Here is a 22,396-nt window from a genome sequence, read left to right as displayed (position 1 = left end):
ATAAGGAGAATTCATCATGGCTTACAGCGAAAAAGTAATCGATCATTACGAGAATCCACGTAACGTGGGCTCTTTTGACAACAGCGACGAGAACGTGGGTAGCGGCATGGTGGGTGCACCAGCCTGTGGCGACGTGATGAAGTTGCAGATCAAAGTTAACAATGAAGGTATCATTGAAGACGCGCGTTTCAAGACTTACGGCTGCGGTTCCGCTATCGCCTCCAGCTCCCTGGTTACCGAATGGGTGAAAGGGAAATCACTGGACGAAGCACAGGCGATCAAAAATACCGATATTGCCGATGAGCTTGAGCTGCCGCCAGTGAAAATTCACTGTTCTATTCTGGCAGAAGACGCGATCAAAGCCGCCATTGCGGACTACAAAAGCAAACGTGAAGCAAAATAAGAAGAGTTGAGGTTTTATTATGTCGATTACACTTAGCGACAGTGCAGCAGCGCGAGTAAATACCTTCCTGGCGAACCGTGGTAAAGGGTTTGGCCTGCGTCTGGGCGTGAGAACCTCCGGCTGCTCAGGTATGGCGTATGTACTGGAATTTGTTGATGAACCGGCGGCAGAAGACACCGTGTTTGAAGACAAAGGCGTTAAGGTTGTGGTCGATGGAAAAAGCCTGCAATTTCTGGACGGAACGCAGTTAGACTTCGTGAAAGAAGGTCTGAACGAAGGGTTCAAGTTCACAAACCCGAACGTGAAAGACGAGTGTGGTTGCGGCGAAAGCTTCCACGTGTAACGCGCGTCATCCGAAAACCCCGCCGTGGCCTTGCTACGTGTGGGGTTTGTTCTAACAGGCTACCCCTGAGAATGTTATGGACTACTTCACCCTCTTTGGCTTACCGGCCCGTTATCCGCTCGATATTCAGGCGCTGAGCCTTCGTTTTCAGGATCTGCAACGCCAGTATCACCCTGATAAATTTGCCAGCGGTACCCAGGCGGAACAGCTTGCTGCCGTCCAGCAATCCGCCACTATCAACCAGGCCTGGCAAACGCTGCGCCATCCCCTGATGCGCGCAGAATATCTGCTTTCGCTACACGGTTTTGATCTTAGCAACGAGCAGCACACGGTGCGCGATACCGCGTTCCTGATGGAACAACTGGAACTGCGTGAAGAACTCGATGAGATCGAACAGACGAAAGACGAGGCGCGGCTGGAACAGTTTATTCAGCGCGTGAAAAAGATGTTTGATAGCCGCCATCAGTTGATGGTGGAACAACTGGATAGCGAGACGTGGGACGCCGCGGCCGATACCGTGCGTAAACTGCGTTTTCTCGATAAACTGCGAAGCAGTGCAGAACAACTCGAAGAAAAACTGCTCGATTTTTAAACTTCGGAAGCAATTATGGCCTTATTACAAATTAGTGAGCCTGGTCTGAGCGCAGCGCCACACCAGCGTCGTCTGGCTGCGGGTATCGATCTCGGGACCACCAACTCTCTGGTCGCAACCGTGCGTAGCGGTCAGGCGGAAACGCTGGCCGATCACGACGGTCGTCATCTGCTGCCGTCCGTCGTTCACTATCAGCCACAGGGCCACACGGTCGGCTATGATGCGCGCGCTAATGCCGCGCTGGATACCGCCAATACTATCAGTTCAGTGAAACGCATGATGGGACGTTCACTGGCGGATATTCAGACTCGCTACCCGCATCTGCCATACCGTTTCCAGGCAAGTGAAAATGGCTTGCCGATGATTGAAACGGCGGCGGGTTTGCTAAATCCGGTCCGTGTTTCAGCCGATATCCTGAAAGCGTTGGCGGCGAGAGCCTCTGAGTCGCTTTCCGGCGATTTGGATGGCGTGGTGATTACCGTACCGGCGTACTTTGACGATGCACAGCGTCAGGGGACCAAAGATGCCGCACGCCTGGCGGGCCTCCATGTGCTGCGCCTGCTCAATGAACCGACCGCTGCGGCGATTGCCTACGGTCTGGATTCCGGCAAAGAGGGCGTCATTGCAGTGTATGACCTCGGTGGCGGAACGTTTGATATTTCTATTCTGCGCCTGAGTCGCGGGGTGTTCGAAGTGTTGGCGACAGGCGGGGATTCCGCGCTTGGCGGCGATGACTTCGACCACCTGCTGGCGGATTACATCCGTGAACAGGCGGGAATTGCCGATCGCAGCGATAACCGCGTGCAGCGCGAACTGCTGGATGCCGCCATCGCGGCGAAAATCGCGCTCAGCGATACCGAGTCAGTCACGATTAACGTGGCGGGCTGGCAGGGCGAGATTACCCGCGAACAGTTTAATGAACTCATTTCTGCGCTGGTTAAGCGTACGCTGCTGGCCTGTCGTCGTGCCCTGAAAGATGCCGGCGTTGAGGCGCAAGAGGTGCTGGAAGTGGTGATGGTTGGCGGTTCCACGCGCGTACCGCTGGTGCGTGAACGTGTGGGCGAATTCTTCGGTCGCCCGCCGCTGACGTCAATCGACCCGGATAAAGTGGTGGCGATTGGCGCGGCAATCCAGGCGGATATTCTGGTTGGTAATAAACCGGACAGTGAAATGCTGCTGCTCGACGTGATCCCGCTGTCGCTGGGACTGGAAACGATGGGCGGCCTGGTGGAGAAGGTGATTCCGCGTAACACTACGATTCCGGTGGCGCGCGCGCAGGACTTTACTACCTTCAAAGACGGCCAGACCGCGATGTCTATCCACGTCATGCAGGGTGAACGTGAACTGGTGCAGGACTGCCGTTCGCTGGCGCGCTTTGCCCTGCGTGGTATTCCGGCGCTCCCGGCAGGCGGCGCGCATATTCGCGTGACCTTCCAGGTGGATGCTGACGGTCTGCTGAGCGTCACTGCGATGGAAAAATCCACCGGCGTTGAGGCTTCTATTCAGGTGAAACCGTCCTACGGTCTGACCGACAGCGAAATTGCCTCAATGATTCAGGATTCGATGAGCTTTGCCGAGCAGGACGTAAAAGCCCGTATGCTGGCAGAGCAGAAAGTCGAAGCGGCGCGCGTGCTGGAGAGTTTAACCGGCGCGCTGACCGCTGATGCCGCGCTGCTAAGCGCCGCAGAACGTCAATTGATCGACGATGCCGCCGCGCACCTGAGCGAAGTGGCGCTGGGCGATGATGTTGACGCTATCGAACAAGCCATTAAAAACGTAGACAAACAAACCCAGGAATTTGCCGCTCGTCGTATGGATCAGTCGGTCCGTAGCGCGCTGAAAGGCCATTCCGTGGACGAGGTTTAATATGCCAAAGATTGTTATTTTGCCTCATCAGGATCTCTGTCCGGATGGCGCAGTTCTGGAAGCTAAGACCGGTGAAACCATTCTTGACGTTGCGCTGCGCAACGGTATCGAGATTGAGCACGCCTGCGAAAAATCCTGTGCCTGTACGACCTGCCACTGCATTGTGCGTGAAGGTTTTGACTCCCTGCCGGAAAGCACGGAAGAAGAAGACGACATGCTGGATAAAGCCTGGGGACTGGAGCCGGAGAGCCGTTTAAGCTGTCAGGCTCGCGTAACCGGGGATGATTTGGTAGTCGAAATCCCACGTTACACAATCAATCATGCTCGTGAGCATTAACAGAGGGTAGTATGGGACTGAAGTGGACCGATAGCCGCGAAATCGGTGAAGCGCTGTACGATGCGTTCCCCGATCTCGATCCAAAGACCGTTCGTTTCACCGATCTTCATCAGTGGATCTGCGATCTTGAGGAATTTGATGACGACCCTGAAGCATCCAATGAAAAAATTCTGGAGGCGATTCTGCTAGTCTGGTTAGATGAAGCAGAGTAAGTCACATAACGGGCTGCCATGAGGCGGCCCGTTTGCTAATAAGGATAAATAACATGACAGAAGCCATGAAAATTACGCTTTCCACACAACCTGCTGACGCACGCTGGGGTGAAAAAGCCACATACAGTATCAATAACGATGGTATTGCCCTGCACCTTAATGGGAAAGATGACCTGGGTCTTATTCAGCGCGCGGCACGTAAAATCGACGGCCTTGGCATCAAGCATGTGCAACTGGCAGGCGAGGGCTGGAATGCAGACCGCTGCTGGTCATTCTGGCAGGGCTACAAAGGGCCGAAAGGCAGCCGAAAAGTGGAATGGCCAGAGCTGGACGACGTACAGCGTCAGGAGCTGGATAACCGTCTGACCATCATTGACTGGGTGCGTGACACCATTAACGCACCGGCGGAAGAGCTGGGGCCAGAGCAACTGGCGCAGCGTGCCGTTGACCTGCTGTGCAGCGTGGCGTGCGATCACGTCTCTTACCGTATTACCAAAGGCGAAGATCTGCGTGAGCAGAACTATATGGGGCTGCATACTGTGGGGCGCGGCTCTGAACGTCCTCCGGTCCTGCTGGCGCTCGACTACAACCCGACAGGAGATAAAGAAGCCCCAGTTTTTGCTTGCCTGGTCGGGAAAGGGATCACCTTTGATTCCGGCGGTTACAGCATCAAGCAGAGTGCCTTTATGGACTCCATGAAGTCCGACATGGGCGGTGCCGCAACGGTAACCGGCGCGCTGGCGTTTGCGATCACGCGCGGTCTGAACAAACGCGTGAAACTGTACCTGTGCTGTGCGGATAACCTGATCAGCGGTAACGCGTTCAAGCTGGGCGATATCATCCACTATCGCAACGGTAAAAACGTCGAAGTGATGAATACCGACGCGGAAGGGCGTCTGGTGCTGGCGGATGGCCTGATTGACGCCAGCTCGCAGAAGCCAGAGCTGATCATTGATGCTGCGACGCTGACCGGAGCCGCGAAAACCGCGCTGGGTAACGACTACCACGCGCTGTTCAGCTTCGATGACCAACTGGCGAACCGCCTGCTGACAAGCGCAGCCGAAGAAAACGAGGCGTTCTGGCGTCTGCCGCTGGCGGAATTTCATCGCAACCAGTTGCCGTCTAATTTTGCCGAGTTGAACAATACCGGCAGCGCGGCGTATCCGGCAGGGGCGAGCACAGCCGCAGGATTCCTGTCGCACTTTGTGGAAAACTACCAGCAGGGCTGGCTGCATATCGACTGTTCGGCAACCTATCGCAAAGCGCCGGTTGAGCAGTGGTCTGCCGGGGCGACCGGTTTGGGCGTGCGTACAATCGCGAATCTACTGACTGCCTGAAGGGTATTTTTGTAGGCCGGGTAAGCGAGGCGCTCCCCGGCATTTTGCCTGATGGCGACGTCATACGTCTTATCAGGCCTACAATCCATATATTATTTGTGATCTCTATGTCTGAAACAAAAAATGAATTAGAAACCCTGCTGGAGCAGGCGGCGACTGAACCCGCACACCGTCCGGCATTTTTCCGCACCCTGTTGGAATCCACTGTCTGGGTACCTGGTACTGCGGCAGACGGCGAAGCGATTGTCGAAGACAGCGCGCTCGATCTTCAGCACTGGGAAAAAGAAGATGGCACCACCGTTATCCCTTTTTTCACCTCGCTGGCAGCGTTGCAGCAGGCCGTCGAAGATGAGCAGGCGTTTGTGGTGATGCCAGTACGGACGCTGTTTGAAATGACGCTCGGCGAAACGCTGTTCCTCAACGCCAAATTGCCGACGGGTAAAGAGTTTATGCCTCGCGAAATCAGCCTGCTGATGGGGGAAGAGGGCAATCCGCTGAGCACGCAGGAAGTGCTGGAAGGTGGGGAATCGCTGATTCTCTCCGAAGTGGCCGAACCACCAGCACAGATGATCGATTCGCTCACGACGCTGTTTAAGACCATCAAGCCGGTGAAGCGTGCGTTTCTCTGCTCAATTAAAGAGCGCGCGGACGCTGAGGCAAATCTGCTGATTGGTATTGAGGCCGATGGCGATATTGAGGAGATTATTCAGGCTGCGGGCAGTGTGGCAACTGATACGCTACCGGGCGATGAACCGATCGATATCTGTCAGGTGAAAAAAGGGGAGAAAGGGATCAGCCACTTTATCACCGAACACATCGCGCCGTTCTACGAACGCCGCTGGGGCGGGTTCCTGCGTGATTTCAAACAGAACCGAATTATTTAAGTGAAGGAAAGCCGCCCCGAAAGGCGGCATCCTCGTTTACCTGCCCTGGTCGCTGGTCTTTACGAGAACAGAATTACTGGGGTAACTCTGGTCTGCGTGAAGGCACAACACACCAGAAACAAGAAGCACGATACAGACGTACCGTATCTTCATTGTGCGGTCCATGCAAAGACCGCTTCACGACAGCACCACTGGCGATAATGCCGTGACAGCAAGCACTACGACATGCCTGCGCTAACGGCCATGGGACATCCTTTTCTGAAGCCAGTGCCCGCTTGCGAGGCGGCGAAAAGGGCCGGGAAGAATGATACATCAACTTCCTAATAGTTTCCTGGCTAACTAACTTGACATTATCTTCCTTAAAAGAGAGTATTACCCCACTACGGCATGCCTGCATTGCTATGGCAACACAGCCAGCTGGAAAGGCCGCGAACCGGACCAGCACAAAAAAAACCGCTCAAACGTTTGAGCGGTTTTTTTGTGGGCGAAGCTGACTAAGACATCAGAATTTATTTAGCGTCAGCCGGTTCTACCGGTAAATCGGCACGCGATCCCCATTCACTCCACGCGCCGTCGTACAACGTGACGTCTGGCACGTCCAGCGTCGCAAGCGCCAGCACGACGACGGCTGCCGTCACGCCAGAACCACAACTGGCGATAATCGGACGATCAAAACTGACGCCGTGGCGAAAGAAGATGGCATCCAGTTCGTCGGTTGTTTTCAATTCGCCTTCCTGAACCAGTTCTGTCCACGGCACGTTTAAGGCGCCGGGTATATGACCACGTCTGAGGCCTGGACGCGGCTCGTCGACTTCAGCATTAAAACGTGCTGCCGGGCGGGCATCGACAATCTGTGCGCTTTTCTCATGGCTGGCGAGCAGGACGTCGGTGACGCGCACGACGGCTTCAGAGGTAAACGCTGCATCAAACTCACCTTCCGGGAGTTCGACGTTACCTTCCTGTAGCGGCAACTCATCACGTTGCCAGCCCGCCAGACCACCACCCAGAATGGACACGTTCTCCACGCCAAAGGTGCGCAGCATCCACCACGCGCGCGGGGCGGAGAATAGATTACCCTCGTCATACACGATCAGATGTTTATCCTGATGTACCCCCAGTTCACGCATCGCCACGGCGAAGCTTTCCGGGCGTGGCATCATATGCGGCAGAGGTGAAGTGTGGTCGGAGAGCGCTTCGATATCGAAAAACACCGCACCCGGGATATGTCCCGAGCGATACTCTTGCGCAACGTCGCGGTCTTCCTGTCCTGGCGGCGCCATGCGGGCGTCGATAATTTGAATCTGCGGATCGTCAATATGCTCGGCAAGCCAGTCGGCGGCGACAAAAAAGGCGGTAGTCATGGGGATCTCCATGTTTATCAGGTGTCCGGTAAATTGTCAGGCCTTTGCCGACAGGGGACAAGTAAAAGAGGCTGATTTGTCCGGTGATCCCACATTTCTTAATTAAATTCAGACAAGATGGGAGGGGAAAGAGACTTACACAAAGTGAAATCTCACGCATAATAACGATTCTACGTTGCTAACGGGCCATACTGGCCAGGGATGAAAAATGAAACACATACGCGTAGTCGCCTGCATGCTCATGCTGGCGCTGGCTGGGTGCGACAACAACGATAAAGCTCCGATAGCGGCAAAAAACGACGCTCCCGCCGCCCAACCCGCGGCGGAAAAGAAAGCAGAAAAAGATACCGCGCAGTTGCAGAAACTGGCCCGAGAAAGCGAGGGCAAAGCGCTGACGCTGCTGGATGTCTCAGAGGTGCAACTGGACGGTGCATCGACGCTGGTGTTGACCTTTTCCATCCCGTTAGATCCTGAACAGGATTTTGCCCGTCTCGTCCACGTGGTGGATAAAAAAAGCGGCAAAGTCGATGGCGCATGGGAACTGTCGCCGAATCTGAAAGAGCTGCGTTTACGCCACCTGGAACCGAATCGTGACCTGCTGGTGACCATTGAGCGCGATCTCAGGGCGCTGAACAACGCGACCTTCGAAATCAACTATGAGAAAAGCCTCACCACGCGTGATATTCAACCCAGCGTGGGTTTTGCCAGCCGTGGTTCACTGCTGCCGGGGAAAGTGGTGGAAGGGCTGCCCGTGATGGCGCTCAACGTGAACAACGTAGACGTTAACTTTTTCCGCGTGAAACCTGAATCGCTGGCGGCCTTTGTCAGTCAGTGGGAGTACCGGAATTCGATGTCCAACTGGGAGTCCGACAATCTGCTGAAAATGGCGGATTTGGTCTATACCGGTCGCTTTGATCTCAATCCTGCGCGTAACACCCGCGAAAAACTTCTTCTGCCGCTGAGCGAGATTAAGCCGTTGCAGCAGGCCGGTGTCTACGTTGCGGTGATGACCAAAGCCGGGCAGTACGAGTACAGCAACGCCGCAACGTTGTTCACGCTCAGCGACGTCGGCGTATCGGCACATCGCTATCAGAACCGGCTCGATGTGTTTACGCAAAGTCTGGAGAATGGTGCCGCGCAGCAGGGGGTAGATGTCGCTTTGCTGGATGAAAAAGGACAGACCCTGGCGAAAGCGACCAGCGATGCGAAAGGCCATGTACAGCTTGAAAATCACCAGAATGCCGCGCTGTTGCTGGCGCGTAAAGAGGGGCAAACCACGCTGCTGGATCTGAAACTCCCGGCGCTGGATTTAGCAGAATTCGACATCGCGGGGGATCCCGGCTACAGCAAACAGTTCTTTATGTTTGGCCCGCGCGATCTCTACCGTCCTGGCGAGACGGTGATCCTCAACGGTCTGCTGCGTGACAGCGACGGCAAGACGCTGCCCGATCAGCCAGTGAAGCTGGAGGTCGTTAAACCGGACGGCCAGGTGATTCGTACTGTCGTCAGTCAACCGGATAACGGGTTGTATCACTTTACTTATCCGCTGGACAGCGGTGCGCCAACCGGAATGTGGCACATTCGCGCCAACACGGGCGATAACCAAAGCCAGATGTGGGATTTCCACGTTGAAGATTTCATGCCAGAGCGAATGGCGTTAAATCTCACCAGTCAGGAAACGCCTTTGTCGCCGTCTGATAAGGTGACGTTCTCGGTAGTGGGCTACTACCTCTACGGCGCCCCGGCGAATGGCAATGCGCTGCAAGGGCAGCTGTACCTGCGCCCACTGCGTGATGCCGTGCCGTCACTGCCCGGCTTCCAGTTTGGCAATATTGCCGAGGAGAACCTGTCGCGCAGTCTCGATGAAGTCCAACTGACGCTGGATGAAACCGGGCGTGGTGACATCAGCACCAATAGCGAGTGGCGTGAGACCCACTCACCGTTGCAGGTGATCTTGCAGGCCAGCCTGCTGGAGTCCGGTGGTCGTCCTGTTACGCGTCGCGCTGAGCAGGCGATCTGGCCGGCAGACACATTACCGGGTATCCGCCCGCAATTTGCCGTTAAAGCGGTATATGACTACCGCACCGATACTACGGTGAATCAGCCGATTGTTGATGAAGACAGCAACGCCGCTTTTGACATTGTCTATGTCGATGCCCAGGGAGAGAAGAAAGCGGTCTCCGGCTTACAGGTGCGTTTGATTCGTGAGCGTCGCGACTACTACTGGGACTGGCTGGAAAGCGAAGGCTGGCAGTCGCGCTTTGATCAAAAAGATCTGGTGGAAGGTGAGCAGACGCTGGATCTGAAAGCCGATGAAACCGGCAAAGTGACATTCCCGGTCGAATGGGGGGCCTACCGACTGGAAGTGAAAGCGCCAAACGATGCGATCAGTAGCGTCCGTTTTTGGGCAGGTTACAGTTGGCAGGATAACAGTGATGGCAGCGGGGCGGCTCGGCCGGATCGCGTGACATTGAAGCTGGACAAACCGGCCTATCGTCCGGGCGACACCATAAAGCTGCATATTGCAGCACCGGCGGCGGGGAAAGGCTATGCGATGGTAGAATCCAGTGAAGGTCCGCTGTGGTGGCAGGAAATTGATGTCCCGGCGCAGGGGCTGGATCTCTCCATTCCGGTCGATAAATCGTGGAATCGCCACGATCTCTACCTGAGCACGCTGGTGGTGCGTCCGGGAGATAAATCTCGTTCTGCAACGCCGAAACGTGCCGTAGGCTTGCTGCATTTACCGCTGGGAGACGAAAACCGACGTCTGGAGCTGGCGCTGGAAAGTCCGGCTAAAATGCGTCCGAACCAGCCGCTGACCGTGAAGATCAAGGCCAGCAGTAAAAACGGCGAGACGCCAAAACAGGTTAACGTCCTGGTGTCGGCAGTGGATAGCGGCGTGTTGAACATTACCGATTACGTTACGCCGGATCCGTGGCAGGCCTTCTTTGGACAAAAACGCTACGGCGCGGATATTTATGACATTTATGGTCAGGTGATTGAGGGCCAGGGGCGTCTGGCCGCACTGCGCTTTGGCGGTGATGGCGATGAACTGAAGCGCGGCGGTAAACCGCCGGTCAACCATGTAAATATCGTGGCGCAGCAGGCGCAACCGGTCACGCTCAATGAGCAGGGTGAAGGCAGTGTGACGCTACCGATTGGCGATTTTAACGGCGAGCTGCGCGTGATGGCGCAGGCGTGGACGGCGGATGACTTTGGCAGCAATGAAAGCAAAACTATTGTCGCCGCCCCGGTCATTGCTGAGCTGAATATGCCGCGCTTTATGGCCGGTGGCGATACCTCGCGACTGGTGCTGGACGTGACCAACCTTACCGATCGACCACAGTCACTGAACGTGACGCTGGCCGCCAGCGGACTGATCGAACTGGTCAGCGACCAGCCTGCGCAGGTCAATCTGGAGCCGGGCGTGCGCACGACCTTGTTTGTTCCTGTTCGTGCAAAAGAAGGATTTGGTGATGGTGAGCTGCAGGCGACGTTAAGTGGATTGAACGTGCCGGGAGAAGACATCGGACCGCAGCAAAAGCAGTGGAAGATTGGCGTACGTCCGGCATTCCCGGCGCAAACGGTCAATAACGGCGTGATGCTGCAACCGGGGGAAAGCTGGACCCTTCCTGAAGAAGGGGTGATGAACTTCTCGCCGGTGACGGTACAGGGCCAACTGTTGTTCAGTGGTAAACCGCCGTTAAATCTGGCGCGCTATATTCGCGAACTGAAGGCGTATCCATACGGCTGTCTGGAACAAACCACCAGTGGCCTGTTCCCGTCGCTTTATACCAATGCCGCGCAGCTACAAGCGCTGGGCATCACGGGTGATACCGACGAGAAGCGTCGTGCGGCAATCGAAACCGGGATTGCCCGCCTGTTACAAATGCAGCGTGATAACGGTGGTTTCGCGCTGTGGGACAAAAATGGTCCGGAAGAGTACTGGCTGACCGCCTATGCGATGGATTTCCTGGTTCGGGCGGGTGAGCAGGGCTATAGGGTTCCAGCGGCGGGGATCAATCAGGGCAATGCGCGCCTGCTGCGATACCTGCAGGATCCGGGAATGATGTCGATTCGCTACTCCAGCGATACGCAGGCAAGCAAATTTGCCGTGCAGGCTTATGCCGCGCTGGTCCTTGCGAGGCAGCAAAAAGCCCCACTTGGCGCGCTGCGCGAGATCTGGGAACGGCGCAGTCAGGCGGCATCCGGCTTACCGCTGCTGCAATTAGGTATAGCGTTGAAAACGATGGGGGACGCGAAACGGAGTGACGATGCGGTTGCGCTGGCGCTCTCCACCCCGCGTCACGATGAACGTCAGTGGCTGGCTGATTACGGTAGTCCGCTTCGCGATAACGCCCTGATGCTGGCGCTGCTGGAAGAAAATAACCTTAAGCCGGACGTCCAGAACTCGCTGCTGAACACGCTCTCTGAACAAGCGTTTAGTCAGCGCTGGCTGTCAACACAGGAGAATAATGCGCTGTTCCTGGCAGCCCGTTCGCTGCAGGATCTACCCGGTACCTGGCAGGCGCAGACTTCTCTTGCGGAGCAACCGCTGACGGGCGATAAAGCACAAACCCGTAATCTGGATGCCGATCAACTTGCGGCGTTGCAGGTGACGAATAACGGTGCTCAACCGATGTGGTTGCGCCTGGACGTGAGCGGCTATCCACAATCGGCTCCGGCACCTGCCAGCAATGTGCTGCAGATTGAGCGTCATATTCTGGGCAGTGACGGGCAGAGCAAATCGCTGGATTCCCTGCGTAGTGGTGAACTTGTTCTGGTCTGGCTGGAAGTGAAAGCCAGTCAGGATGTACCGGATGCGTTGGTGGTGGATCTGCTGCCAGCCGGGCTGGAACTGGAAAACCAGAATCTGGCAAACGGTAGCGCCAGCTTGCAGGACAGCGGCAGCGAGGTGCAAAACCTGCTCAATCAAATGCAGCAGGCAGATATTCAGCACGTTGAGTTTCGGGATGACCGCTTTGTTGCCGCCGTGGCAGTGAATAGTGGACAGCCGGTGACGCTGGTCTATCTGGCGCGAGCGGTGACGCCGGGAACCTATCAGGTGCCGATGCCCATGGTAGAATCGATGTATGTTCCACAATGGCGGGCGACCGGTGTAGCCGGGGACATTCTGATTGTTAAGCCGTAAATGGGGCGATTAACCGGCAAACGCGGCGGTTGGCTTTGGCTGACCGCCGCGTCTGTTTTACTCGTTTGCGCCGTCTGGGTGGCAGATAAAATCTGGCCGCTGCCTTTACGTGAGGTCAATCCGGCGCGAGTGGTCGTGGCCCATGACGGAACGCCACTGTGGCGGTTTGCTGACGCGGATGGCATCTGGCGCTATCCGGTAACGCCTGAAGAGGTCTCTCCGCGTTATCTTGAGGCGCTCATTAACTACGAAGACCGCTGGTTCTGGAAACATCCGGGGGTAAACCCTCTCTCCATTCTTCGTGCCGCCTGGCAGGATCTCTCCTCCGGACGGGTGATTTCTGGCGGCAGTACGCTGACCATGCAGGTGGCGCGATTACTCGATCCACATCCCCGCACTTTTGGCGGTAAGTTTCGCCAGCTCTGGCGCGCTCTGCAGCTCGAATGGCATCTCTCAAAACGCGACATCCTGACGCTGTACCTCAATCGTGCGCCGTTTGGCGGCACGTTGCAGGGAATTGGCGCGGCCAGTTGGGCCTATCTCGGAAAACCTCCGTCACAGCTCAGTTACTCTGAAGCCGCGTTACTGGCGGTATTACCACAGGCGCCGAGTCGACTGCGCCCTGATCGCTGGCCGGATCGGGCAGAAGCTGCGCGCAACAAAGTGCTTGAGCGGATGGCAATGCAGGGGATTTGGTCGCCGCACCAGGTGGAGGAATCACGTGAAGAGCCGGTCTGGCTGACGCCTCGCCAGATGCCGCAACTGGCACCGCTGTTCTCGCGGATGATGTTGGGTAAAAATCAAGGCGACAAAATTGTCACCACCCTGGATGCCGGGCTGCAACGACAGCTGGAAGAATTGGCACAAAACTGGAAGGGCAGGCTGCCAGCGCGAAGTTCGCTGGCGATGATCGTCGTCGATCACACTGACATGAGCGTGCGTGGCTGGGTCGGTTCGGTCGATCTGAATGATGCCACGCGTTTCGGTCATGTGGATATGGTCAAGGCGATTCGATCGCCCGGTTCCGTGCTTAAGCCTTTTGTCTATGGGCTGGCGCTGGATGATGGATTAATCCACCCGGCGTCTTTATTGCAGGATGTACCGCGCCGTAGTGGGGATTATCGTCCAGGTAATTTTGACAGCGGTTTTCATGGCCCTGTCAGTATGAGCGAAGCGCTGGTGCGCTCGCTGAATTTACCTGCGGTACAGGTGCTTGAGGCCTACGGTCCGAAGCGTTTTGCCGCACAATTACGTAATAGTGGACTGCCGCTGTACTTGCCTGCGGGCGCGACTCCTAATTTGTCGCTTATTTTGGGGGGCGCAGGCGCGCGGCTTGAGGATATGGTCGCGGCGTACAGCGCTTTTGCTCGCCACGGCAAAGCGGGAAAATTGCGTTTGCAGCCGGGCGATCCCCTTGTCGAACGCAGACTGATGTCGCCCGGTGCGGCGTGGATCATCCGGCGTATTTTGGCCGATGAAGCGCAGCCGCTGCCGGATAGCGCGCTTCCCCGGGTGGCCCCGTTGGCATGGAAAACGGGCACCAGCTATGGCTATCGCGATGCGTGGGCGATTGGCCTCAATGCTCGCTATGTCATCGGTATCTGGACGGGCAGACCGGACGGTACGCCCGTTGCCGGACAGTTCGGTTATGCCAGTGCAATCCCGCTGCTCAATCAGGTAAACAACCTGCTCTTAGCCCGTGGCGCCTCGCTGCCGGAAGATCCGCGCCCGCAGTCGGTCACCCGTGGCGTTGTGTGCTGGCCTGGCGGGCAGTCTCTTCCCCCTGGTGACAGCAATTGTCGGCGTCGTCTGGCCACCTGGCTGCTGGAAGACGTGCAGCCGCCCACGCTGTTGCTGCCGGAGCAGGAAGGGGTGAGCGGTATTCGTTTCCCGATCTGGCTGGATAAGGCAGGCCGACGCGTTGCCGCTGATTGTCCGCAGGCGCAAGAACAAATGCTGATTGTCTGGCCGTTGCCGCTTGAACCGTGGTTGCCCGCCGCTGAGCGTCGCCGTGCGCGCTTGCCGTTATCCTCAACGGTGTGTCCGCCGCACGGGCAGGATCCCGCATTACCACTGTTGCTGTCTGGCGTGCGTGATGGCGCAATCGTCAGACGTTTACCGGGGGCCACAGAGGCGAGCGTAACGCTTCAGAGCAGCGGCGGCACAGGAGAGCGCTGGTGGTTCCTTAATGGCGAACCGCTACAAGAACGTGGGCGCGGTGTCACGTTACGTCTGCGCGAAAAAGGTGACTATCAGCTACTGGCGATGGATGAGAGCGGGCAGGTTGCGACGGTGAGGTTTACGTTGCAGTAGACCAGGTTGACACTTTTTGTTGCTAATGCTCATCTTATTTTAAAAAAATGTTACCTTCATCCATATGCAATAGCCGGGATGCTCTTTATAATCCGCGCCAGGTAAAACACAACAGAACATCTTTCAGAGGTAATCATGGCTATTGAACGTACTTTTTCCATCATCAAGCCAAACGCGGTGGCAAAAAACGTTATTGGTAATATCTTTGCGCGCTTTGAAGCAGCAGGGTTCAAAATCGTCGGTACCAAAATGCTGCACCTGACCGTTGAACAGGCGCGCGGTTTCTATGCTGAGCATGATGGCAAACCGTTCTTTGACGGTCTGGTCGAGTTCATGACCTCTGGTCCTATCGTGGTGTCCGTGCTGGAAGGCGAAAACGCGGTACAGCGTCACCGCGATCTGCTGGGTGCAACCAACCCGGCTAACGCCCTGGCGGGTACGCTGCGTGCCGACTACGCCGACAGCTTCACTGAAAACGGGACTCACGGTTCGGATTCCGTGGAATCCGCCCAGCGCGAAATCGCCTATTTCTTCGGTGAAGGCGAAGTGTGCGCTCGCACTCGCTGATCCCTTCGGGAATAATTTTCGGTAAATGCCGCGTGCAAACGTGGCATCCTTGCGCCAGACTTTGTACAATGCAACGCCCCGGATGAGCACTGCTTACCGGGGCGTTTCTTTTCAACCTCCCATGGGCCATAACGTGTAACAACGAGGCCGGAAAAAATTATGTCTGAATTAGTTAACACTTCCGAAATCATCACCCCTGCGGTTCCTGCGAAAAATGGCAAAATCAACCTGCTGGATCTGAACCGTCAGCAGATGCGCGAATTCTTTAAAGAGATGGGTGAGAAGCCGTTTCGCGCTGACCAGGTGATGAAATGGATGTACCACTATTGCAGCGACAACTTTGATGAGATGACTGACATCAACAAAGTGCTGCGCAACAAGCTCAAAGAGGTGGCGGAAATCCGCGCACCGGAAGTGGTTGAAGAACAGCGCTCCTCCGATGGCACCATCAAATGGGCAATTGCCGTGGGCGATCAGCGCGTCGAAACGGTGTATATCCCGGAAGATGATCGCGCCACGCTGTGCGTCTCTTCGCAGGTGGGTTGTGCGCTGGAATGTAAATTCTGTTCAACCGCACAGCAGGGTTTTAACCGTAACCTGCGCGTTTCTGAAATTATTGGTCAGGTCTGGCGTGCGGCGAAAATTGTTGGCGCGGCGAAAATCACCGGTCAGCGTCCAATCACCAACGTGGTGATGATGGGGATGGGGGAACCGCTGCTCAACCTGACTAACGTTGTGCCAGCCATGGAAATCATGCTTGATGATTTCGGCTTCGGTCTGTCCAAGCGTCGCGTCACGCTGTCGACTTCCGGCGTCGTGCCTGCGCTCGACAAATTAGGTGACATGATTGACGTCGCGCTGGCGATTTCGCTGCACGCGCCGAATGACGACATTCGTGACGAAATTGTACCAATCAACAAAAAGTACAATATCGAAACCTTCCTGGGCGCGGTTCGCCGCTATCTGGAGAAATCCAATGCCAACCAGGGACGCGTCACTATTGAATACGTCATGCTGGATCACGTTAACGATGGCACAGAGCATGCGCATCAACTGGCAGAGTTGCTGAAAGATACGCCTTGTAAAATTAACCTGATCCCATGGAACCCGTTCCCGGGGGCGCCTTATGGACGTAGTTCTAATAGCCGTATTGACCGTTTCTCTAAGGTGCTGATGAGCTACGGCTTTACCACCATTGTGCGTAAAACACGCGGTGATGATATTGACGCTGCCTGCGGACAACTGGCGGGGGATGTGATTGACCGGACTAAACGTACTCTACGTAAGCGTATGCAGGGTGAGGCTATCGACGTTAAAACCGTCTGATGCACATTGCGCTACAGCCGGATTTTTGTGCTGTGGCGCAATGTAATTTGCATGAGGGCCAGGGTTGTACTTGTCCGGTCAATAATAACGGTGCGTTTTTGTCGACTTTAAGGCAGTATGTACGGCGCGACAATAGTTTAGCCCTCAGGCTTAAGCTGTTTTTGTTAAGAGTCAGCAGAGAGGTTTATACTGTTTGACTCAGGTTGACTGAACCGATTTTCGCGGTGTGGGTGGGCATTGTGACTCACCGGCGCCTGAACCCTAATTTTCACCAGCAGCTGTAGCGAATGAATACTGAAGCCACTCACGACCAACATGAAGCACAATCCACCGGCGTTCGCCTACGTAATGCCCGTGAACAACTCGGACTCAGCCAGCAGGCTGTCGCTGAGCGACTTTGCCTGAAGGTATCCACCGTACGCGACATTGAAGACGATAAGGCGCCTGCCGACCTGGCTTCAACGTTCCTGCGCGGATACATTCGCTCTTATGCACGCCTGGTCCATATTCCTGAAGAAGAACTGTTACCGGCTCTGGAGAAACAGGCTCCGGTTCGTGCGGCGAAAGTGGCACCGATGCAGAGCTTCTCATTAGGCAAGCGTCGCAGAAAGCGTGATGGCTGGTTGATGACGTTTACCTGGCTGGTGCTGTTTGTGGTGGTCGGCCTGACGGGCGCATGGTGGTGGCAAAACCACAAAGCGCAACAGGAAGAGATCTCCACGATGGCCGATCAATCCTCTGCTGAGCTGAACGCCAACAGCGAAAACACACAAAGCGTGCCGCTGGACACCAGCGCGACGGCAACTCAGGACAACACACCAGCGGCAACCGGTCCGGCGGAGACGGTGCAAACGCCTGCGCCGACGACGGCACCTGCGGTTGACCCGCAGCAGAACGCCGTAGTCGCGCCTTCTCAGGCCAACGTTGATACCGCTACAACCTCTCCTGCGACACCGGCAACGCCGGATGGCGCGGCACCGTTGCCGATCAATCAGGCGGGTGTGGAAGCCGCTGCGGATCCAAACGCGCTGGTGATGAACTTTACCGCCGATTGCTGGCTGGAAGTCAGCGATGCGACAGGTAAAAAGCTGTTCAGCGGAATGCAGCGTAAAGATGGTAATTTAAACCTGACCGGTCAGGCACCTTACAAGCTTAAAATTGGCGCGCCGGCTGCGGTGCAGATCCAGTATCAAGGAAAACCTGTCGATCTGAGCCGTTTTATCAGAACTAACCAGGTTGCGCGTCTGACCCTAAATGCCGAACAATCACCGGCGCAGTAATAGACGGGTAACGCGGGAGATTTTTCATGCATAACCAGGCTCCAATTCAACGTAGAAAATCAACGCGAATTTACGTTGGGAATGTGCCGATTGGCGATGGGGCTCCCATCGCCGTCCAGTCGATGACCAACACGCGGACCACGGACGTGGAAGCGACGGTTAATCAGATCAAAGCGCTGGAACGCGTTGGCGCTGACATTGTTCGTGTCTCCGTACCCACGATGGATGCCGCAGAAGCCTTCAAACTGATCAAGCAACAGGTTTCTGTTCCGCTGGTCGCCGACATTCACTTCGACTACCGTATTGCGCTCAAAGTGGCGGAATACGGCGTTGACTGCCTGCGGATTAATCCAGGCAACATCGGCAATGAAGAGCGTATCCGCATGGTGGTGGATTGCGCGCGCGACAAGAATATCCCGATTCGTATCGGAGTTAACGCCGGATCGCTGGAAAAAGATCTACAGGAAAAGTACGGCGAACCCACGCCGCAGGCCTTGCTGGAATCGGCAATGCGCCATGTGGATCATCTCGATCGTCTGAACTTTGATCAGTTCAAGGTCAGCGTAAAAGCGTCTGATGTTTTCCTCGCCGTTGAATCCTATCGCCTGCTGGCGAAGCAAATCGATCAACCACTGCATTTAGGGATCACCGAAGCCGGTGGTGCGCGCAGTGGTGCGGTGAAATCGGCAATCGGTCTTGGTCTGCTGCTGTCCGAAGGGATTGGCGATACGCTGCGCGTTTCGCTGGCTGCCGATCCGGTGGAAGAGATTAAGGTTGGCTTCGATATCCTGAAGTCTCTGCGCATTCGTGCTCGCGGGATAAACTTCATCGCCTGTCCGACCTGCTCGCGTCAGGAGTTTGACGTGATCGGTACGGTTAACGCCCTGGAGCAGCGTCTGGAAGACATCATTACGCCGATGGACGTTTCCATCATTGGCTGTGTCGTTAACGGACCGGGTGAAGCACTGGTTTCGACGCTGGGCGTGACGGGCGGTAACAAAAAAAGCGGCCTCTATGAAGACGGCGTGCGAAAAGATCGTCTGGATAACAGCGATATGATTGACCAGCTTGAAGCCCGTATCCGCGCCAAAGCGACGATGCTCGACGAAGCGCAGCGGATTAACGTGCAGCAGGTTGAAAAATAATAACGTGATGGGAAGCGGCGTGCTTCCCGTGTATGATTGAACCCGCATGGCTCCCGTATCGCTCGGGGAAGCGCTGAGGGTTCATTTTTATATTCAGAAAGAGAATAAACGTGGCAAAAAACATTCAAGCCATTCGCGGCATGAACGATTATCTGCCTGGCGAGACCGCCATCTGGCAGCGCATTGAAGGCACACTCAAAAACGTGCTCGGCAGCTACGGTTACAGTGAAATCCGCTTGCCGATTGTAGAGCAGACCCCGTTATTCAAACGCGCGATCGGCGAAGTGACCGACGTGGTTGAAAAAGAGATGTACACCTTTGAGGACCGCAATGGCGATAGCCTGACGCTGCGTCCGGAAGGCACGGCGGGCTGTGTACGCGCCGGCATCGAGCATGGTCTCCTGTACAATCAGGAACAGCGCCTGTGGTACATCGGGCCGATGTTCCGCCACGAGCGTCCGCAGAAAGGGCGCTATCGTCAGTTTCATCAGTTGGGTGTCGAAGCCTTTGGTCTGCAAGGGCCGGATATTGATGCCGAACTGATTATGCTTACCGCGCGCTGGTGGCGTGCGCTGGGTATCGCTGAACATGTCAATCTTGAGCTGAACTCCATCGGATCGCTGGACGCGCGTGCAAACTACCGCGATGCGCTGGTGGCATTCCTCGAGCAGCATGTTGAGAAACTGGACGAAGACTGCAAACGTCGCATGTACTCCAACCCGCTGCGCGTGCTGGATTCAAAAAATCCGGACGTACAGGCGCTGCTCAACGATGCTCCTCAGCTTGGCGACTATCTGGATGACGATTCCCGCGAACACTTTGCTGGCCTGTGCAAACTGCTGGAAGCCGCAGGGATTGCCTACACTGTCAACCAGCGTCTGGTTCGTGGCCTCGACTACTACAACCGCACCGTGTTTGAGTGGGTCACCAGCAGCCTGGGCTCACAGGGCACCGTCTGTGCGGGTGGTCGTTATGACGGACTGGTTGAGCAACTCGGCGGTCGCGCGACGCCGGGAGTGGGCTTTGCAATGGGCCTGGAACGCCTTGTTTTACTGGTTCAGGCAGTTAATCCGGAATTTAAAGCCGATTCTGTTGTCGATATATACCTGGTCGCTTCAGGTGCGGATACGCAGTCTGCGGCAATGACACTGGCTGAGCGCGTGCGTGATGAAATCCCGGGCGTGAAGCTAATGACAAACCACGGCGGCGGCAACTTTAAGAAACAGTTTGCCCGAGCTGATAAATGGGGTGCCCGCGTTGCACTGGTGCTTGGCGAGTCCGAAGTGGCTGCCGGTACTGTTGTAGTGAAGGATTTGCGCTCCGGTGAGCAAACTGAAGTTGCACAGGATAGCGTTGCAACGCATTTGCGCACGTTAATGGCTTAAGGAGAAGGACTGCGTGGAAATTTACGAGAACGAAAACGATCAGGTTGAGGCGATTAAACGCTTCTTTGCCGAGAACGGCAAAGCCCTGGCTGTTGGGGTTATTTTAGGTGTTGGTGCGCTGGTAGGCTGGCGCTACTGGAACAATCATCAGATTGAGTCCGCACGCTCTGCTTCTCTGTCATATCAAACCGTGGTGAGTTCGCTCAGCGCGGGTAAAGCGGAAGACCTGTCAGCCGCAGAGAAATTTGCTGCCGACAATAAGAACACCTACGGCGCGTTAGCGTCGATGGAACTGGCGCAGCAGTTTGTCGATCAGAATCAACTTGAGAAGGCCGCAGCCCAGCTTCAGCAGGGACTGGCCGCCACGAGTGATGAGAATCTTAACGCAGTGATCACGCTGCGTCTTGCTCGCGTTCAGATTCAACTCAAGCAGGCGGATACGGCGCTGAAAACCCTGGAGAGCGTCAAGGGTGAAGGATGGGCGGCGATTGTTGCCGATCTGCGCGGCGAAGCGCTGCTGAGCAAAGGTGATAAACAAGGTGCGCGTAGTGCGTGGGAAGCGGGCGTGAAAAGTAACGCCTCCCCGGCACTGAGCGAAATGATGCAGATGAAAATCAATAATTTGTCCATCTGAGAGGGACCCGATGCAATTGCGTAAATTACTTCTGCCAGGGCTGCTTTCCGTTACCCTGTTGAGCGGCTGTTCACTGTTTAGTGGCGAAGAAGACGTTGTTAAAATGTCCCCATTACCGGTGGTTGAAAATCAGTTTACCCCGTCTACGGCCTGGAGCACGTCTGTAGGTAATGGTATCGGCGATTTCTATTCCAACCTCCACCCGGCGTATGCCGATAACGTGGTCTACGCAGCCGATCGCGCTGGCGTGGTGAAAGCGTTAAATGCTGATGACGGCAAAGAAGTCTGGTCGGTGAACCTGGGTGAGAAAGATGGCTGGTTCTCGCGTTCGTCAGCCCAGTTGTCTGGCGGCGTAACGGTTGCAGGCGGTCACGTCTATATCGGCAGCGAAAAAGCGCAGGTTTATGCGCTGAACGCAGCGGACGGTACGGTTACGTGGCAAACCAAAGTGGCTGGCGAAGCGCTTTCCCGTCCGGTAGTCAGTGACGGCATGGTGCTGATTCATACCAGCAACGGTCAGTTGCAGGCACTGAACGAAGCCGATGGCGCCATTAAGTGGACCGTGAACCTGGATATGCCTTCGCTGTCACTGCGTGGCGAATCTGCGCCGGCAACCGCCTTTGGTGCGGCCATTGTCGGTGGTGATAACGGCCGCGTGAGCGCCGTACTGATGCAGCAAGGCCAGATGATTTGGCAGCAGCGTATTTCTCAGGCGACCGGTTCTACAGAGATTGACCGTCTGAGCGATGTGGACACCACTCCGGTCATCGTCAATGGCGTCGTTTACGCCCTGGCTTATAATGGTAACCTGACCGCGCTGGATCTGCGCAGTGGCCAGATCATGTGGAAACGTGAACTGGGCTCGGTGAATGACTTTATCGTCGACGGCAACCGTATCTATCTGGTGGATCAGAATGACCGCGTACTGGCGTTGACGACCGATGGCGGCGTTACGCTGTGGACGCAAAGCGATCTGCTGCACCGTCTGCTGACTTCCCCGGCGTTGTATAATGGCAACCTGGTGGTGGGTGACAGCGAAGGGTATCTGCACTGGCTTAACGTCGAAGATGGCCGTTTTGTGGCTCAGCAGAAAGTAGACAGCTCCGGCTTCCTGACTGAACCGGTCTCAGCCGATGGCAAGCTGCTGATCCAGGCCAAAGACGGTACCGTGTATTCCATTACACGTTAATCGTCCTGGTCGTACGCTTTAAAAAACGGCTCCTGGTGCAGGGGCCGTTTTCCTGTTTTTAACAACAGCG

Annotated in this window: 18 protein-coding genes; 17 read left to right on the top strand and 1 reads right to left on the bottom strand. The window is 55.8% G+C overall.

Annotated elements, in window-relative coordinates; genetic code table 11:
- Positions 1–16 precede the first annotated feature (16 nt).
- The 8 genes from iscU (at position 17) to sseB (ending at position 5,974) form a co-directional block, all read left to right on the top strand.
- Entirely contained in the window at positions 17–403 is a 387-nt protein-coding gene (gene iscU, locus HVZ37_RS16305) for a Fe-S cluster assembly scaffold IscU (RefSeq protein ID WP_002913991.1), read from the top strand.
- 19 nt (positions 404–422) lie between these two features.
- Positions 423–746: an iron-sulfur cluster assembly protein IscA gene (gene iscA, locus HVZ37_RS16300; protein ID WP_003037681.1), complete on the top strand. Its 324-nt coding sequence runs from the start codon at positions 423–425 to the stop codon at positions 744–746.
- Between the two features lie 76 nt (positions 747–822).
- Positions 823–1,338: a co-chaperone HscB gene (hscB, locus tag HVZ37_RS16295; protein WP_042999820.1), complete on the top strand. Its 516-nt coding sequence runs from the start codon at positions 823–825 to the stop codon at positions 1,336–1,338.
- Between the two features lie 15 nt (positions 1,339–1,353).
- Positions 1,354–3,204 (top strand): Fe-S protein assembly chaperone HscA, encoded by a 1,851-nt coding sequence (gene hscA / locus HVZ37_RS16290; RefSeq protein WP_044253086.1) that lies wholly within the window; start codon positions 1,354–1,356, stop codon positions 3,202–3,204.
- A gap of 1 nt (position 3,205) precedes the next feature.
- Positions 3,206–3,541: an ISC system 2Fe-2S type ferredoxin gene (gene fdx, locus HVZ37_RS16285; protein ID WP_042999822.1), complete on the top strand. Its 336-nt coding sequence runs from the start codon at positions 3,206–3,208 to the stop codon at positions 3,539–3,541.
- Positions 3,542–3,552: 11 nt separating this feature from the next.
- Positions 3,553–3,753, top strand: coding sequence for a Fe-S cluster assembly protein IscX (gene iscX, locus HVZ37_RS16280; RefSeq protein ID WP_181627737.1), 201 nt, complete (start codon positions 3,553–3,555; stop codon positions 3,751–3,753).
- A gap of 53 nt (positions 3,754–3,806) precedes the next feature.
- A complete protein-coding gene (pepB, locus tag HVZ37_RS16275) occupies positions 3,807–5,090 on the top strand; it encodes an aminopeptidase PepB (protein ID WP_181627736.1) in 1,284 nt (427 codons plus the stop codon).
- Positions 5,091–5,197: 107 nt separating this feature from the next.
- A complete protein-coding gene (sseB, locus tag HVZ37_RS16270) occupies positions 5,198–5,974 on the top strand; it encodes an enhanced serine sensitivity protein SseB (protein WP_054176541.1) in 777 nt (258 codons plus the stop codon).
- Positions 5,975–6,483: 509 nt separating this feature from the next.
- Here sseB and sseA read toward each other — a convergent pair.
- Positions 6,484–7,335 (bottom strand): 3-mercaptopyruvate sulfurtransferase, encoded by an 852-nt coding sequence (gene sseA, locus HVZ37_RS16265; protein ID WP_181627735.1) that lies wholly within the window; start codon positions 7,333–7,335, stop codon positions 6,484–6,486.
- Between the two features lie 208 nt (positions 7,336–7,543).
- Here sseA and HVZ37_RS16260 point away from each other — a divergent pair, with 208 nt between their 5' ends.
- The 9 genes from HVZ37_RS16260 (at position 7,544) to bamB (ending at position 22,326) form a co-directional block, all read left to right on the top strand.
- A complete protein-coding gene (locus HVZ37_RS16260) occupies positions 7,544–12,487 on the top strand; it encodes an alpha-2-macroglobulin (protein WP_181627734.1) in 4,944 nt (1,647 codons plus the stop codon).
- A complete protein-coding gene (gene pbpC, locus HVZ37_RS16255; RefSeq protein ID WP_181627733.1) occupies positions 12,488–14,800 on the top strand; it encodes a peptidoglycan glycosyltransferase PbpC in 2,313 nt (770 codons plus the stop codon).
- 135 nt (positions 14,801–14,935) lie between these two features.
- Complete coding sequence (gene ndk, locus HVZ37_RS16250) at positions 14,936–15,367, top strand: nucleoside-diphosphate kinase (protein WP_042999829.1); 432 nt, start codon at positions 14,936–14,938, stop codon at positions 15,365–15,367.
- Between the two features lie 159 nt (positions 15,368–15,526).
- Entirely contained in the window at positions 15,527–16,693 is a 1,167-nt protein-coding gene (locus HVZ37_RS16245; protein ID WP_042999830.1) for a bifunctional tRNA (adenosine(37)-C2)-methyltransferase TrmG/ribosomal RNA large subunit methyltransferase RlmN, read from the top strand.
- A gap of 287 nt (positions 16,694–16,980) precedes the next feature.
- A complete protein-coding gene (rodZ, locus tag HVZ37_RS16240) occupies positions 16,981–17,973 on the top strand; it encodes a cytoskeleton protein RodZ (RefSeq protein ID WP_181627732.1) in 993 nt (330 codons plus the stop codon).
- 26 nt (positions 17,974–17,999) lie between these two features.
- Positions 18,000–19,118 (top strand): flavodoxin-dependent (E)-4-hydroxy-3-methylbut-2-enyl-diphosphate synthase, encoded by a 1,119-nt coding sequence (ispG, locus tag HVZ37_RS16235; protein WP_042999832.1) that lies wholly within the window; start codon positions 18,000–18,002, stop codon positions 19,116–19,118.
- 110 nt (positions 19,119–19,228) lie between these two features.
- Positions 19,229–20,503 carry a histidine--tRNA ligase gene (gene hisS / locus HVZ37_RS16230; protein WP_042999833.1) on the top strand — a complete coding sequence of 425 codons (1,275 nt, stop codon included), beginning with the start codon at positions 19,229–19,231 and terminating at the stop codon, positions 20,501–20,503.
- A gap of 13 nt (positions 20,504–20,516) precedes the next feature.
- Entirely contained in the window at positions 20,517–21,137 is a 621-nt protein-coding gene (locus HVZ37_RS16225) for a YfgM family protein (protein WP_042999834.1), read from the top strand.
- A 10-nt stretch (positions 21,138–21,147) separates the two neighbouring features.
- Positions 21,148–22,326 carry an outer membrane protein assembly factor BamB gene (gene bamB, locus HVZ37_RS16220; RefSeq protein WP_044264887.1) on the top strand — a complete coding sequence of 393 codons (1,179 nt, stop codon included), beginning with the start codon at positions 21,148–21,150 and terminating at the stop codon, positions 22,324–22,326.
- Positions 22,327–22,396: the final 70 nt, after the last annotated feature.

The sequence above is a fragment of the Citrobacter sp. RHB35-C17 genome (genome assembly GCF_013816795.1).
In the GTDB taxonomy this organism is placed as follows: Bacteria; Pseudomonadota; Gammaproteobacteria; order Enterobacterales; family Enterobacteriaceae; genus Citrobacter_A; species Citrobacter_A amalonaticus.
The sequence above is the reverse complement of the archived record's forward strand: the minus strand, read 5'-3'. Positions and strand labels throughout refer to the sequence as shown.